This window comes from Myxococcus sp. MxC21-1 (assembly GCF_032612255.1).
Classification (GTDB): Bacteria; Myxococcota; Myxococcia; order Myxococcales; family Myxococcaceae; genus Myxococcus; species Myxococcus virescens.
The window spans coordinates 6,071,498-6,087,436 of record NZ_CP123278.1 but is presented as its reverse complement, the minus strand read 5'-3'; the positions used below and the strand labels follow the sequence as shown (position 1 = coordinate 6,087,436).

8 protein-coding genes and 1 pseudogene are annotated in these 15,939 nt (G+C 68.3%); 8 read left to right on the top strand and 1 reads right to left on the bottom strand.

The window, feature by feature from the left end; translation table 11 throughout:
* The first annotated feature begins 6 nt into the window (after positions 1 to 6).
* Positions 7 to 195, top strand: a complete 189-nt coding sequence (locus QEG98_RS26700; protein ID WP_090493253.1) for a hypothetical protein — start codon at positions 7 to 9, stop codon at positions 193 to 195.
* A gap of 696 nt (positions 196 to 891) precedes the next feature.
* The gene (locus QEG98_RS26695) at positions 892 to 2,310 is read left to right on the top strand and encodes a M24 family metallopeptidase (RefSeq protein ID WP_090493251.1); all 1,419 of its coding nucleotides are present in this window, start codon (positions 892 to 894) and stop codon (positions 2,308 to 2,310) included.
* Between the two features lie 7 nt (positions 2,311 to 2,317).
* Here the strand turns inward: QEG98_RS26695 and rtcR are convergent, their stop codons facing one another.
* Positions 2,318 to 3,940 (bottom strand): RNA repair transcriptional activator RtcR, encoded by a 1,623-nt coding sequence (rtcR, locus tag QEG98_RS26690; protein WP_316563285.1) that lies wholly within the window; start codon positions 3,938 to 3,940, stop codon positions 2,318 to 2,320.
* A 144-nt stretch (positions 3,941 to 4,084) separates the two neighbouring features.
* On the opposite strand from rtcR, the gene QEG98_RS26685 reads away from it, so the two are divergent.
* The 6 genes and pseudogenes from QEG98_RS26685 to QEG98_RS26665 all read left to right on the top strand — a co-directional run bounded on the left by QEG98_RS26685 (position 4,085) and on the right by QEG98_RS26665 (position 15,932).
* Positions 4,085 to 5,320, top strand: a complete 1,236-nt coding sequence (locus QEG98_RS26685; RefSeq protein ID WP_316563284.1) for an RtcB family protein — start codon at positions 4,085 to 4,087, stop codon at positions 5,318 to 5,320.
* A gap of 162 nt (positions 5,321 to 5,482) precedes the next feature.
* Positions 5,483 to 6,048: pseudogene (locus QEG98_RS42215) on the top strand (RNA 3'-terminal phosphate cyclase).
* Positions 6,030 to 6,497 carry an RNA 3'-terminal phosphate cyclase gene (locus QEG98_RS42210; RefSeq protein WP_410477845.1) on the top strand — a complete coding sequence of 156 codons (468 nt, stop codon included), beginning with the start codon at positions 6,030 to 6,032 and terminating at the stop codon, positions 6,495 to 6,497. Before QEG98_RS42215 ends, QEG98_RS42210 begins: the two are co-directional and overlap by 19 nt.
* 146 nt (positions 6,498 to 6,643) lie before the next feature.
* The gene (gene mutM, locus QEG98_RS26675) at positions 6,644 to 7,498 is read left to right on the top strand and encodes a DNA-formamidopyrimidine glycosylase (RefSeq protein WP_316563283.1); all 855 of its coding nucleotides are present in this window, start codon (positions 6,644 to 6,646) and stop codon (positions 7,496 to 7,498) included.
* A gap of 234 nt (positions 7,499 to 7,732) precedes the next feature.
* Positions 7,733 to 15,631: a CARDB domain-containing protein gene (locus tag QEG98_RS26670; RefSeq protein WP_316563282.1), complete on the top strand. Its 7,899-nt coding sequence runs from the start codon at positions 7,733 to 7,735 to the stop codon at positions 15,629 to 15,631.
* 58 nt (positions 15,632 to 15,689) lie between these two features.
* Complete coding sequence (locus QEG98_RS26665) at positions 15,690 to 15,932, top strand: hypothetical protein (RefSeq protein WP_090493237.1); 243 nt, start codon at positions 15,690 to 15,692, stop codon at positions 15,930 to 15,932.
* Positions 15,933 to 15,939 lie beyond the last annotated feature (7 nt).

The following is a 15,939-nucleotide window of genomic DNA, read 5'->3' as shown; positions in this document are numbered from 1 at the left end:
GATGCGATGGTGAAGAAGCTTTCGAAGAAGTCGAAGCGCGATGGGGCGGTGGTGAGCATCAACCCGCATGACCCACCGCCGGAGCCCACCCCGGGTCTGACGGCGCACCCGCCGTTCTCGGCGAGGATGTCCGTCGTCCCGTCCGTGAATACGGCGTCTCAGCCGGACGGCTCGGACAACGCACGTCGTAAATAAGTAACAATTTTCAGGATTATCCTGAATCGCGCCAGCGATACAGGTTTTACGGGGTGCCTCCGCTCGGGGCGCCCCGGATTTTTTTGAACAGAATGCACAATAAAAAGGGCTGGGTCCGTATCTGAGATTGAGGGGGCGTTGGTCGCGAGCCCCCGAGAAGAGGGGGAGAGATGTTTCGTGGTGACGCGCGGGGCCAAGGGGATGCGAGCGGTTTCTGGGCACCTGAGGAGGGGCGTGGGGCGATGGGCGGGGGATGGGCGGCCTGGTCGGACGGGAGCTCCAGTTGGGGGAGCGGGGCGGTCCGGGGGACGCGCGGAGTGTCGTGAAAGCGGGGGGGACGCGGAGGACCTGGGGGGACAGGAACGGGAGGCGTTCGACGAGAGCGACTTCGAGTTCCGGATCGCCAGCTTCTGAGTTCGGCGCGCGGGGGATGAGGCCCCGCTCCAGCAGACGGCGTCGGGGGACAGCCGTCATCTCGAAGGGTGGCCGCGTCGGGCCCGGGGGGCCGACGACCACATGACGCGGGCGTCGAGGACGCGTCCATCCGGAGAGGCGCTGGAGTGTGGACTTCCAGGGAGTGAGGGAGGGGGCGTGCCCCAGGCCCTCCGTCTCCAGAGAATCCAAGGACTCTGGAGGCGGAGGCCCCCTGGCTTTCATGCGATACGGTGCGGCCTCCTTCTCGATGGGAGTCCTCACATGAAGTCCGCGAAGTGGGCGGCCCTGCCGCTGTTGCTGCTGGCCGCCTGTGCCACCACGGGGCGCCAGGGTGCTGCTGACGACTCGCCGCCGCGCCTCATGTCCTGGTCGGAGCAGATCGCCGAACGCGAAGCCTGGCTGGAGAAGCGCCACGGCATGCTGCTGGACATGATGCGCCGTCATGGCGTGGGCATGTGGGTGGTCGTCAACGAGGAGTTCCACGACGACCCGCTCACCCAGTTCATCGCGCCGCCGCGGCCCTACGCGGGCAACCGGGACATCTTCGTGTTCGTCGACGCCGGGCCCGAGGGGCTCAAGCGCGTCGCGCTCTCCGGCTACTCGGAGGCCACGCTCGCGCGCTTCTTCGAGCTGCCCGAAGAAGGGCGCAAGCCGCAGGAGATCCTGGCGGACCTGAACACGCGCTATCAGCCCCGGACGATTGCCCTGGGCATTGGCGGCAAGCGCGGGGTGACGCGCAGCCTGACGAAGGACAGCTATGCCTTCCTGGTGGAGGCCCTGGGCGCGGAGGCGGAGGCCCGCTTCGTGAGCGCCGCGCCGCTCATCGAGGAGTACCTGGACACGCGCATCCCCGAGGAGTGGCTGCACTACCAGCGGCTGGTGATGCTGACGGAGGCCGTGGTGAAGGAGGCCTTCTCTCCGGAGGTGGTGGTGCCGGGGAAGACGACCGTCGGTGACGTGCGCCGCTTCCTCTATGACAGGCTCTGGGCGCTGGGCGTGGACACGTGGTTCCAGCCGGACCTGCGCGTGCAGCGCAAGGGCGCGGATGGCGCCAGCTCGCGAGGCTTCCTGGCGCCCGCGAAGGAGGACGTGGTCATCCTCCGCGGCGACCTGCTGCACGTGGACTTCGGCATCACCTACATGGGGCTGAACTCCGACTGGCAGAAGATGGCCTACGTGCTGAACGAGGGGGAGACGGACGCGCCGGAGGGCCTCAAGCGGGCGCTGGCCAACACCATCGAACTCCAGGACGCGCTGATGCTGCGCGCCTCCCGTCCGGGCCGCACGTCCGCGCAGGTGTACACGCAGACGATGGCGGAGATGAAGGAGAAGGGCATCGAGGCCATGGTGTACAGCCACCCGCTGGGCAACCAGGGCCACGCGCTGGGCGCGAGCATCGACTTCCGTTCGGCCAGCCGGCAGGAGGAGGCCAAGACGTTGCGCCTGGGCTCGTACATCGCCATCGAGCTGAACACCGCCACGTCGGTTCCGGAGTGGGACGGGCAGAAGGTCTTCGTGATGCAGGAGGACCCGGCCTACCTCACCGAGGAGGGCTGGAAGTTCTTCGTGTCCAGGCAGGAGTCGTTCTACCTCCTGGGCCGCGATGGGCAGGGCGGGCAGCGAAGTCAGGGCGCCAAGGGAGGCAAGGGCGTGACGACGCGTGGCATGCCCATGCTCTGAGCCCGGCCTACGCGCCTCGCCCGCTGACGTCCGCCCACGTGAGTCCGAAGCGGGCCAGGTACTTCTTCAGCCGGTCCGCGTCGTTGACGCTCTTCTTCTGGGCGCGTGACTGAGCGAACAGCACGCGCCCCGCGTCCGACAACGAGCGTGATGCCCGGCAGACGCTCAGCACGTCCGCGAGCTGGACCCGGTCGAAGCGGTCCAGCTCGCTGGCGAGGTTCTCCCCCAGCACCTCCGCGACCAGGTCCCCGGCGACGACCGCCGCCTTCGCTCCGGAGGGCCGCCACTGCTCGCGCAGCCGTTCGAGCTCCTCGTCCACCACGTCCCGAGTAATCCGTCCGCCCGTCGCCAGCGTGGCCATGCGCAGCACCGCCGCGTTGAGGTCCCGGAAGTTGCCTGCCCACCTCGCCTCGGTGGACGTGGCGAAGTCCAGAAAGCGCTCTTGCGCCTCCTTGTTCATGGTGACGCGCGTGCCCACGGCCTCGGAGGACTGGTCCAGTTCGAAGAGCAGGTTGGGTGGGATGTCCTCCGGGCGCTCGCGCAGCGCGGGCAGCCGGAACGTCCACAGGTTGATGCGCGCGAGCAGGTCCTCCCGGAAGCGCCCGCGCTCGACCTCGACCTGGAGGTCCCGGTTGGTGCCGGCGATGAGCTGGAAGTCGCTCTCCACCTCGCGGTCCGCGCCCACGGGCAAGAAGCGCTTGTCCTCCAGCGCGCGGAGCAACATGGCCTGCTCGTCCGCGCCCAGCTCGCCGATTTCGTCCAGGAAGAGCACGCCGCCGTTCGCCTGCCTCAGCAGACCGGGCCTGTCGCTCAGCGCGCCGGTAAAGGCGCCCTTCACGTGCCCGAAGAGCGCGGACATGGCGCCGTCGCCCCGGAGCGTGGCGCAGTTGAGGTCCACGAAGGGGCCCGCCACGCCGCGCCGCGACTTCTTCAGCGCGTAGATGCGCCGTGCGAGCTGCGACTTGCCCGCGCCGGTGGGGCCCGTGATGAGCAGGGGCGCGCGGGACTGGACGGCCACCTGTTCGATGCGCTCGATGAGGCGGTTGAACGCCGCGTTGCGGGTGTCGATGCCGGACTTGAGGAAGGCCAGGCCTTCTCGCTGCTCCTGCCGGAAGCGCGCGGCCAGGGTGTCGTACTGGGACAGGTCCAGGTCGATGAGGGTGTGTGTCCCCGCGCCCGCGCGGTCCCTGGGGTCGGGGGACACCTGGACCAGCTTGCCGGGGATGAGCCGGCTCTCCACGAGCAGGAACATGCAGATCTGCGCGATGTGCGTGCCCGTGGTGATGTGGACCAGGTAGTCCTCCGCCTCGGGGTTGAAGGCATAGCCGCGCACGTAGTCGAGAAGCGCGCCGTAGGTCTCCTCCAAGTCCCACGGGTTCTGGATGTCCAGGGGCCTGCCCCGCACCTCCGTCTCCGGTGACACCTGGCGGATGTCCCCCGCCAGTGTGGCCGCGAGCGAGGTCGCGTTTGGCGGATGCAACAGCTCCAGCCGGTGCACCAACAGGTCCTCCTGCTGGCACAGCGCCACCGTGGGCCGCCACCGCGTCCAGCGCTGCGGCCCCTGCCCGTTGTCCAGCGTCGTCCCGAGCATCCCCAGGACCACCGTCTTACGTGCGCGTGATTTCGCCATTGAGATAGGACTTTATCCGTGGAGATAGGGAATGCCAGCTCGCCTGGAGGGCTCCCCTCGGAAGCGATGTTGGCACGCCGGCTGCTCTAGGCCTCCTCCGTGACCGGGACACAGCGCCCGGCGGACGACTGAAAGGTGGAGACGATGAGCCGCATCAACGGGAACTACGAGGTGCTGTCGGACGAGGCGGGCCGCCCCATCAAGGCGTGGACGGTAGGGGTTCCGTTCGAGGACGAGGCGAAGAAGCAGCTCCGCAACCTGCGTGGCCTCCCCTTCATCCACAAGTGGGTCTCGGTGATGCCGGACGTGCACCGCGGCTACGGCGCGACGGTGGGAAGCGTGGTCCCCACGGTAGGGGCGGTGGTGCCGGCGGCGGTGGGCGTGGACATCGGTTGCGGGATGATCGCCGTTCGCACGACGCTGCGGGCGGACCAGCTCCCGGACTCGCTGCGTGGGGTTCGCTCGGCGATTGAGCGCGCGGTGCCGCATGGCCGCTCCGACAACGGTGGCCGCAACGACGTGGGGGCGTGGCGTGTGGCGCCCGCACGGCACCAGAAGGAGTGGGCGCGGTTGGTGGAGGGGTACGACCGCATCGTCGGGAAGCATCCGCGCATCGGCCGTGGGCCGGAGCTGGCGCACCTGGGGACGCTGGGAACGGGGAACCACTTCATCGAGCTGTGCCTCGATGAGTCGGATGGCGTGTGGCTGATGTTGCACTCCGGTTCGCGCGGGGTGGGGAACCGCATCGGGAGCTACTTCATCGAGCTGGCGAAGGAGGACATGCGCCGTTGGTTCATCAACCTTCCGGACGGGGACCTGGCGTACCTGGCGGAAGGGACGGAGCACTTCGAGGACTACGTCTTCGCGGTGAGCTGGGCGCAGGACTTCGCCGCGACGAACCGCGCGCTGATGCTGCAAGAGGCGGTGGACGCGCTGCAGTTGAGCGGTGAGCTGCCTCCGTTCGAGCTGAAGGACGCGGCGGTGAACTGCCACCACAACTACATCGCCCGTGAGCATCACTTCGGGAAGGACTGCTTCGTGACGCGCAAGGGGGCGGTGCGGGCGCGCGAGGGTGACCTCGGCATCATCCCCGGAAGCATGGGGGCGCGTTCGTTCATCGTCCGCGGGAAGGGGAACGCGGACAGCTTCCACTCCTGCAGCCACGGCGCGGGCCGGGTGATGTCGCGTGAGGCGGCGAAGCGGCGCTTCACGGTGGAGGACCACGTGAAGGCGACCGCTGGCGTGGAGTGCCGCAAGGACGTGGACGTCATCGACGAGACGCCGGCTGCGTACAAGCCCATCGACGCGGTGATGGCGGCGCAGGCGGACCTGGTGGAAGTGGTCCACACCCTGAAGCAGGTCGTGTGCGTGAAGGGCTAGAAACCCAGAGGTGACCATGCCGGGATGAAGACACCGAGGCGCCCGCGCTCCCCAAGAGGCCGAAAGGCCGCCAGGATGGGGACGCGGGCGCCGCTATTTTCACGGGGGTGTCAGTGCGTGCCGGGTGGTTCGTGAGTCGCGAGCAGCAAGGAGGAAGTCGTCATGGTGCGCATCGATGGTTCATTGGGAGAGGGTGGGGGGCAGGTGCTGCGCACCTCGCTGGCGCTGTCGCTGGTGACGGGCAAGCCCTTCACCATCCAGAACATCCGCGCGGGCCGGAAGAAGCCGGGCCTGCTGCGCCAGCACCTGACGTCGGTGAAGGCCGCGGAGGCCGTGGGGGCCGCGGAGGTGTCGGGCGCGGAGCTCGGCTCGCGAGAGCTGACCTTCCGGCCGAGTGCCCTGGCCGCGGGGAACTATCACTTCGCGGTGGGCACCGCGGGCAGCGCGACGCTGGTGCTCCAGACGGTGCTTCCGGCGCTGCTCCTGGCGGAGGGGCCTTCCACGCTGATGTTGGAGGGGGAACGCACAACCCCATGGCGCCACCGTTCGACTTCCTCCAGCGGGCGTATCTGCCGCTGGTCCGTCGCATGGGTCCGTCCGTGGAGGCGACCCTGGAGCGTGCCGGTTTCTTCCCGGCTGGGGGCGGGCGGTTCCGGGTCGACGTGCGACCCGCGCCGCTGAAGCCACTGCACCTGCTGGAGCGGGGCGCGTGGTCCGCCGGGATTTGAAGGCCGTGATTGCGATGATTCCGTTCGACGTGGCGCAGCGCGAGCTGGGCACGGCGGGGGCGGCGCTGAAGTGGCGGCCCGATGAACTCCGGACGGAGGAGCTGAAGCGTCCGCTGGGGCCCGGCAACGTGCTGGTCGCCGAGGTGGAGAGCGAGCACGTGACGGAGGTCTTCACCGGATTCGGTGAGCGGGGGAAGCGGGCGGAGGCCGTGGCCGGACAGGTCGCTGAAGAGGTGAAGCGCTACCTCGACGCGGACGTGCCGGTGGGCGAGCACCTGTGTGACCAACTGCTGCTCCTCGTGGCGCTGGCGAAGGGCGGCGTGTTCCGCACGCTGCCGTTGGATGGGCATGCCGAGACACAGCTCCAAACCATCGCCCAGTTCCTGGATGTGAAGGTCGAGGTGCGGGAGGTGTCTCGCGAGGTTCGTGAGGTGGAGGTCCGCGCCTGAGCCCCAGGGGCGCGTCCGCCTGCGGGCGGCCCTGGGGCTGAGCGTCGCGCGCTCCGTTCGGAGGGCGGCCGGCCCCATGGCGGGTGGGCGTCTTCGTGGCGCGCCGCGAGGCGCCGGCACCATGCATGTGCGGAGGAGACGTCCGCGTGGCAGAGGTGCCTGAAGTCGAAATCATCACCCGGGACTTGCGGCAGGCTGTCGTGGGCCGCCGCTTCGCGGGGGCGGAGGTCCTGGTTCCTTCCGTCGTTCGCTTCCCATCACCGCCAGACTTCATCGAGGCCTTGAAGGGGCGGCAGGTCACCGCCGCGAACCGAAGGGCCAAGTTCATCTTGCTCGCGCTCGATGACGGGACGGCGCTCGCGCTGCACTTCATGCTCTTCGGAGAGTTGGCGCTGCGCCCCAGGGGGAGTGAGCGCCCGTCTTCGACACTGGTGGTGCTCGAGCTGGAGGGGGGCGAGGAGTTGCAGTTCACGGACTCGCTGGGCTACGCGCGCATCGCCCTGGCGCCTTCCGCTGAGCTGGCCGCGCGCTTGAAGCTGGACGAACTCGGGCCGGAGGCGCTGGGGGAGGGATTCACTCCAGCGGTGCTGGGGCGTCAGTTGCGGCGGCGGAAAAGTCCCCTCAAGACGGTGCTCCTCAATCAGCGGGTGGTGGCGGGGCTCGGCAACCGGGACGCGGACGAGAGCCTGTGGCAGGCGGGGGTTGACCCACGCCGGCTGGCGTCGTCCCTCACGGCCGATGAGGTGGTGCGGCTGGACCGAGCCATCCAGGCGGTGCTCGATGAAGGGCTCCGCATGCGAGGCACCCAGCGAGACCTCTTCGGCGTTCAAGGCCAGGCGAAGCACCGGCGCAACGTGTTCGGCCGCGCGGGGGCGCCGTGCCCGCGCTGTGCCACGCCGGTCTCCCATCAACGCCTCGGTGGGCGGAACACATACTGGTGTTCCTCGTGCCAGCCCCTGACGAGCGCGCCCGAAGTGTCAGCCCAATCCTCGTTGCTTTGAGCCGCGACCGTCGCTTCTTCGGGGCTCGAATCCCGTAACTCCAGACAGCCATCTCGGACTCATGGAGTTGTCAGACATGGGTGCCTCGTGACACCCGGGTTCTGTCCTGGCCCGCGCGCGCATTCGTCCTGCGCCATCTCCTCAAGCGTAGGGGTTGTTTGCTAAAGAGCTGTCGAGCCGTCAGGGGCGTTGATAGCAGTCGTCCAGGTCCGCCTCGGACGTGGAGGGGGCGTAATGCCGTCAAGGTTTGCGTGGGTATTGGGACTTGCGCTGCAAGTGTCGCTGGTCGCGTGTGGTCCGCAGGAGACGTCCGTTGAGCGCCTTCCTCCGGGACCGCAAGGGGCGCTGACCCAGCTTGCGCCGGGGACGCTTCCCGACCTGGTAGTGCGCCGGTTGTCGCTGCCGTCCGCGGCCCGCGTTGGGGACGACGTCCATGTCTCCGTCGAGGTGTGCAACCGCATGCCGTTTCCCGCAGGGCCCTTCGTCGTGGAGGTGCGGCTCTCCCAGGGCCGTGACTCCACGTCCACGGACCCCACGCTGCTGCGCCGGGCCGTGGATGGGCTGGAGGCCTCTGCCTGTGAGCGCGTCCAAGGCTGGGTGAGGATGGACGCGGCGCTGGCGGGCGCACACTTCGTCGCCGCCGTCGTGGACGCGGACGGGCAGGTGGAAGAAGCCGACGAGGCGAACAACGTGTTCCAGGGCGAAACCCTGGGCGTGGGGGATGGGCCCGACTTCGTCATCACTGCATTCCGCGCACCGGCCGTCGTCGAATTCTGGCGGCCCATCGTGGCGACGGCGACGGTGTGCAACCGCGGCACGCTCGTCGCCAACGCCACCGTCGACCTCCTGCTTTCGGAAGATGCCGTCCTCACGGCGGATGACAAGGTCGAGACCTGGACGGGCGGCCTCTTCCTCGCCCCCGGTGGCTGTGAGGATGTGGAGCTTCACGTCAGCCGCACGGGCCTCTTCATGCGTGGCTATGTGGGGGCCCTGGTGGATGCCCCTCCCTGGGCGCTGCATGCAGACCTGGTTCCTGGCAACAACCTCTGGGTGGGGGGACAACTGACGTTCGCGGAGATGCCAGACCTCATCGTCACGAAGGTGGACGTGCCGTCGAGCGTGACAGGCACCATGCCGTTCTGGACGGAGGTCACGGTGTGCAACCAAGGCACCCGGTCCATGACGGCGTCGTTCGAGGTGGAGCTCCTGCTGTCCGCCCATCCCGTTGTCGTGGCCGAGGACCGTCACATCGGTTCTGCGCAGGTGGCGCCGATGGCGGCGGGGCAGTGTGCCCGGACGCGGGTGGAGGCGTCCGTTCCCGGAATCGTCGACGGGATCTGGTATGTGGGCGCTGTCGCGAACGCGCAGTGGGCGCGTTGGGAGGAGTCCTTCTGGGACAACAACGTGGGACCGGCGAGCCGGATCCTGGTTGGGGAGGCGCCGGACTTCCGCATCGTCGCCATTGAAGCGCCCGGGGCGCTCTCGGCGTGGGCGGATGCCACGGCTCGCGTCACGGTGTGCAATGACGGCACCGTGGGCGCTCCCGTGGACGTGGGTCTTTACTGGTCCGCAGACGAAGAACTCGTCCTCCCAGAGCCCAGCGCGGGCAGCCTGGGCTTCGGCTTCCTGGCGCCCGGGCAATGCGCGACGGGGCCTGTGTCGATCCACTCGAGCCATTCCCTTCCCGGGCCTCGGTACCTGCTGGCGTTCGCAGATGCGGGCGGCCTCTGGGCGGAGCTGGACGAGGACAACAATACGTTCGTCGGCAGGCGCGTGTTCCTGGGGCTTGGCCATGACCTCGCCGTCACGTTCCTGGAGGCGCCTGTCAGCGTCCACGAGCTTTCTCGGTTCATGGTCCGGGCCACGGTGTGCAACCAAGGCAATGCTTCATCTCCCGCCGGCAGTCTGGACATTCGTTCCCGGATGACGCGCGGCGCTTTGTGGGCGGAGACGTTGGCATTCCAGTTCCTGCCCTCCATCGCCCCTGGCGTGTGCGTCCGTCACGACGTGCCGGTGCAGTTGCAGTACGCCCGTCCGATGGGGCTGCTCCTGGATGCACACGTCTGGACGCAGGATGCATTCGAGGAGAACGACACATCGTCCCCGCTGGTGCCCGTGAACGTGGGAGATTGGCCGGACCTCATGGTGACGTCCGTGCTGGCCCCGGCGGGTGTGTCCCCGGGCCAGGGCTTCTTCACGGACGTGACGGTGTGCAACCAGGGGCTCCGGGATTGGAACACGGATGTGATGGTCGTCCTCTCGCAGGACGCGGACATCACGGTCCATGACCTCTTCGCCGGCTGGGCGGAGACCGGGCTTGTACAGGCGGGGCAGTGCGTGTCCATCAAGGTTCCATCGCACGCTGGCTCGCTGTGGCCGGGCGTCTTCACCGTGGGCGCCATCGTGGACCCGTATCCCGAGATGTTCCCGCGCAATGAGCTGCGCGTGGACAACAACGCCCTGGCGGGAGGGCAGGTCTCGCTCGGGCGCGTGGCTGACTTCGCCGTGACGGCCGTGTCCGCGCCCAGAACGGTGGCACCGGGCACTGCCTTCACGGCGAAGGTGACGGTGTGCAACGAGGGCGCTGCCCGAGGCTCGACGGACGTCGCCATCGTGCTGGCCCGGACCTCGCGAATCTCCCGGGCCGACCTGCCGCTGGGGGGCATGCCGGTCGGCTCCCTGGAGCGAGGTCAGTGTGTCACGCGGGAGGTCTCGCTCACCGCGCCCTCTGCGCCCATCCAGGGCGTGCTGGGCGCGCTGGTGGACTCGCTGGACGTCGAGCGCGAGCCCCGGGAGGACAACAACGCCCTGGCGGGAGGTCCTCTGTCCGTGGCCGTGGGGGCGGACTTCTCCGTTGATATCGTGGAGATGCCTTCCGTCCAACCCCCCAACGTTCGTTTCACCACGCAGGTGCGTGTGTGCAATGAAGGGACATTGCGCGCGTCCGGCTACGTGTACGTCTTCCGGTCGGAGGATGCTGTGTTTGACGGGAATGTGGATGCCGTGCAGGGGATGCACGACTTCGAACCGCTTGCGCAGGGGCAATGCGTGCTCCTCCGCGTCCCGGTGTCCGTCTCCAGTCCTGGATGGGAACTCCCCGAAGGCCGCTGGTTCTGGGGCGCCATGGTGTATTCCCATGGGGAGCAGGAACTTCAGTGGGACGATAACGTCGACGTCCGGGAGTTGAGCGTCGGCCTGGCGCCTGACTTCGCAGTAACCGGGCTGGAGGTTCCTTCGTCGGTACTTCCAGGGCAGGCCTTCTCCGCGCGAGTCACCGTGTGCAACGAGGGCGGTTCTTCCGGGGCCACGCCTGTGCGGCTGGTCCGCGATTGGTCTCCCTTCTACGCACCGGCGCAGCACACCCTGGGCGAGACAATGACGGAGTCCCTGGCGCCCGGGCAGTGCTCCACGGTGAACGTGCAAGCAGCCTCCGGCGTGTCGTTCGAAGGCATGTACACCGTCAGCGCGGTGGCGAACCCGGACGGCGCCTGGGCGGAGCCGCGTGAAGACGACAACGTCCGCACGGCGCGCTTGGGCGTGGGCGCGCTGCCGGACTTCACGGTGGGGAGTGTGAATGTTCCCGTCACGCGTGCTGCTTCGGCTGAGGCCGCCACCATTGCCGTGCAGGTATGCAACGTGGGGACCGTGGCCGGGGAGGCGGACCTGGCGCTCGTGCTGTCCGAGGATGCGACCATCACCGCCGCGGACATGCCCCTGAGCGCGGTGCCCGTGGGGCCGCTGGCGCCCGGTGCGTGCACCACGGTCGACGCGCCCGTGAGTCTCTGGGTGCCTTCAAGTGGCGTCTGGTACGTGGGCGCGGTGGTGGACCCGTATGGCACGGCAGCCGAGCTGCGTCGGGACAACAACACGAGCAAGGGTTTTCCGGTCGGCATCGGGGCGCTGCCCGACTTCGTCGTCACCCGGCTTTCCATGCCTTCGAACGTGGATTTCGGGATGTCTCTTCCCGCTCTCGTCGAGGTCTGCAACGTGGGCTCCGTCGCGGGAGACGTAGAGGTGTCCTTCTATCAGTCGGTCGACGTGGACGTGACGACCCACGACGCACTGCTGGAGACTTGGAGCTTCGGCACGTTGGGCGCGGGACGCTGCGCCTCGGCGGAGCTGTCGCTCGTTCCGAGGCCACCCGAGTGGATTGAGGGCGTTCGTTACATTGGGGCGCTCGCCGATGCGGAGCAGACGCGGGCCGAGCTGTCCGAAACGAACAATGGGAGCCCGGTGGTCCCCGTGAGCATTGGCTCGGGGCCTGACCTCGTCATCCGTCGCATGGATGCTCCGTCTGGTGTCCGGCCTGGCGCGTCGTTCCAGGTCGCGACCCAAGTGTGCAACCAGGGCAACCTGGTGAGCTACTACGGCGTGGTGAGTGGTTACTTTGCTCGGAGCGGGGCGGGGGCCTCGCGTGGCGCGTCGGCCTGGGAGCTTGATGTGCCGTACTTGCCCCCGGGACGGTGCGTCACCCTGGCCAGCACGGTGACTGCGAACCATGGCGAGGGTCTCTGGTTCCTGTCTTCCGAGCTCAAACCCATCCACGGCATGCGGGAGCTCGTGGTGGAGAACAACACGGGGCCCGTCCTTCCCGTGCGCGTCGGGCAGTTGCCGGACTTCGTCGTCACCGCCGTTGATGCACCCACGGCTGTCCGGCCGGCCGACGCCTTCCATGCCGACGTCACGGTATGCAACCAGGGCACCGTGGAGGCGCAGTCGGACGTGACGGTGTTCCTGTCCCGGGACCCGAGCCACTCCGTCGAGGATGGGCATTTCGGCCCCGTGCCGACGGGCGAATTGGGGCAGGGGCAGTGCGCCACGCTTCCAGTCACCGTTCCCGAGGACTCACAGCGGTCGGGAACCTGGTTCGTGGGGGCGCTGGTTGATCGGAGCGCTCAGGTGCCCGAGCTGGCGGAAGAGAACAACGTGCACGACGGCGTGCCCGTGCGGTTCGCGGCGCTGCCCGATTTCGTCGTGACCTCGGTCGTGGTGCCAGAGAGCGTGGCGTTCGGCGGAACTTTCCCGGCGCGGATGACGGTCTGCAACCAGGGAACGGCTTCAGGTAGCGCGGTGCTGACGCCCTACCTGTCGTTGGACGCGGTCATCTCCCGGGATGATGTGCAGGTCGCGGGCTCGATGCTCGTGGAGGGATTGGCGCCCGGGACCTGCGTCTTGCGAGAGGCCTCCATCCACGCCCAGCCTTCCCGGGAAGGCGAATGGTACTTCGGTGCCGTGGTGGATGCGCAGCGGTGGGGAGAGGAAGCCAGCACGGCGAACAATGCCAGTGTCGGGCGCCGCATGGGCATCGGCTCCAAGCCGGACCTGGTCGTCACGGCCGTGGATGCGCCCGCGGCAGCCCGGCCGGATATGCCGCTGGCGGCGGACGCAACGGTTTGCAACCAGGGGACCACGTCCGTCAGCCATGCGCTGGTGGGATTCAGCGTTCAGCCGCTGCCGGAGGTCCGGTTGGACCAGGGGTTCGCGACGGCCACTGTGTCCTTGGCGCCTGGTGCTTGCAGGCGCGTGGCGTTGTCGCTGTATCTCTTTCCCGAAGTGTCGTCCTGGTCTTCCACGTACGTCGTCGCCATCGTGGACCCCGATAACGTGGTGGCGGAGTTCAACGAACACAACAACGAGGGCTTCAGCCAACCCATCTCCGTGGAGGATGGGCTCGCGGATCTCGTGACGGAGGCCGTCCGCGCGCCGGCCACGGTGGAGCCGGGGCAGCCCTTCACGGGAACGGTGCGGGTATGCAACGACGGCAGGGGGCCTGCGTCCGCGTGGGTGGCGCTGCATGCCTCACGGCTTGCCCGGGTGACGCCCGAGGACCCGGTGCTCGGGGAGGCGTCCTTGGGCACCCTGGCGCCCGGCCAATGCGCGGAGCACGCCATTCCCGCGGTCATCGAGGCCGCGGGAACCTTCTTCCTGGGAGCGATCTCCAGCACCCGAGGCACGGTTCGCGAGTACGACGAGACGAACAACGTGGGGCCCGTGTTGCAGGTGTATGTCGAGAGCACGGGAACGGATTTCGTCACGGAGTCGGCAGTGCTTCCCTCCGTCGTGTTCCCGGATGCGCCGTTCACCGCCTCCGTTCGTGTCTGCAACCGAGGCAGGCTGGACGGCGTGACGTCCGTGTCTCTCTTCCTGTCCGCCGATGCGCACGTCGATGCGACGGACACGGAGTTGAACCGGCAGCCAGGCCTCTTCCTTCCGGCCGGGCGCTGCGAGGCCGTCCGGCTGCAGGGGCAGGTGTCGCAGCCGGGGCGCTGGTATGTGGCGGCCATCGCGGACCCGCTGGATGAGCAGCCCGAGGACGACGAAGCCAACAACCGCAGTCCGGTGTCCGCGTTGCTGGTGGGGGAGATGCCGGACTACGTCATTGCCGCGTTGAAGGCGCCTCGGGTGGAGGCGAGCAATGGGCCGCTTCCGGTCCGAATCACTGTCTGCAACCAGGGCAATGTTCCGGGGCAGTCCGCCGACGTCCGCTTTCAACTGCGAGCGGGCGGCACGGTGGCCCACCATGGAGTGCGCGCCTTCTACCGGGTCGTCCCCTCCCTGGCCGCGAACCAGTGCGCGGAGTGGGAAGAGCCCTTGGGGCTGAACGCGGTCGCGCACCGCTTGTGGCAGTTGGAGGCGGAGCTGGACCCTGAGGGGGTGTTGACGGAGGCCCACGTGGACAACAACTTCAAAGCCGTGGACCTGCGCGTGGGAAATCATGCGGAGCTTTCGGTGACACGCATCGCGCCGGAGCGGAACGCGCTGTCCGGTGGGGAGCCCTTCATCACGGAGGTCACCGTCTGCAACACCGGCAGCGTTGCCGCCAGCGAACTGCTCATCCACGTCTTGATGTCGGAGGATGGCCTGGAGCCGGAGGTGGGGACCTCCGTTGGCACGAGGACCTTTGGCGCGCTGGCAAAGGGGTGCGCCGTGGTGCCCGTGATGGGGAATGTTCCCTCGCAGTTGGTCGGTGAAGTGCATGTGAAGGCGCGAGTGGAACTCGTCGCGCCGCAAGGAGGGGAAATGAACCTGGACGACAACGCGCTCGTCGGCCCCATAGTCGGGATTGGCTCCGGCCCGGACCTGGTGGTGACGGGCGTGACGACCGACCTCTCGGTGGCCTGGCCCTCCGCCCCGATGCCTGCCGTCGCGACGGTCTGCAACCGGGGTAACACGCGTTCCCTGCGCGCGTCCCTGGACGTGTTCCCCATGTGGGGGGAGGACGGGGACACCGTGCCAGCGTTCTCCTTGAGCGCCTCCGTGTCGATTCCGTCCCTGGCGCCCGACGAGTGTGGCTCGTGGGACGTGGAGTTGGATGCGCCACCAGAAGGAGGCTGGCGCTTGGGAGCCATGGTGGATGGCGTGAACGCCGTCCGGGAGACGGTGGAATCCAACAACCTGGCCTTCGGGGACGCGTTCCGGGTGACGACCGTGACGGGGCATGCCGTCACCGCGCTCCAGGCGCCAACCGCCGTCTGGCCGGGCGAGTTCTTCACCGCCACGGCCACCGTGTGCAATCGGGGCCCCACATGGCCATGGGGGATGCCCATTCACCTCGCGCTGGAGACGACGGATGGCTTCCCCGTCACTACGCTTTCTGTCCGGGCTACGCCGTCCAATCTGGCCACGGGGGCATGCGCGCCGGTGGTGCTGTCAGGCTCGGCCAGCGTCCCCCTGGACGGGGCCTACCGTCTGGTGGCAAGGCTGGGATACCCGGAAGAGGCGATGCCCGAGCCAGTGCGGCGGGCATTCACCTTCGCTGTGCCACTGGCCGTCACTGGCCGCAGCGACTTCGCCGTCACGGCCGTGAGTGGCCCTCCCTTGGTCAGCCCGGGGGCCTCGTATTCGACGTCGGTGACGGTGTGCAATCGCGGCACGTCGTCGGGGGCCGCCACCGTCTATGCCTATCTGTCGCGGGATGAGCGCATTGATGAGTCGGGAGACGTCCGTGTCGGCCAGACGAGCGTGACGCTCTCCCGGCACCAATGCCGGACGCTGACGGTGTCCTCGCGAGCCAACAACGTGGACAGCGGGGACGTGTGGTTCGTGGGGGCGAACGTGAGCATGGGCAGTGCGCTGGACGCGAATCCCGCCAACGACGGCCGTGTGGGCTCCCGGATTCTCGTGACACCTTGAGTCCGTGCCGGGCGCGGGGCTTGTGGGCAGCGGACACGGTGGCTGTTAGAACAGCCCCGTGTCCGACGTCACCCCTCCCGCGCCACCTCCGTTCGAAGCCGCGCTGGTCCGCGCCAGCGAGGAGCTCGGCTTCCCCAGCTACTACCAGTCCTGTGTGCGCCCGTTGCTGCGCAACCCGGAAGGCCGCTGGCCGCGGTGCTGTGGCGGCGGGTGTGAGCCATGTGCCCAGACGCTCATCCAGGTGGCCCTGCGCACCTTGGAGTTGATGGGGACGCCACGCCAGGCGCCGCTTCCGGACTGAGGTGGAG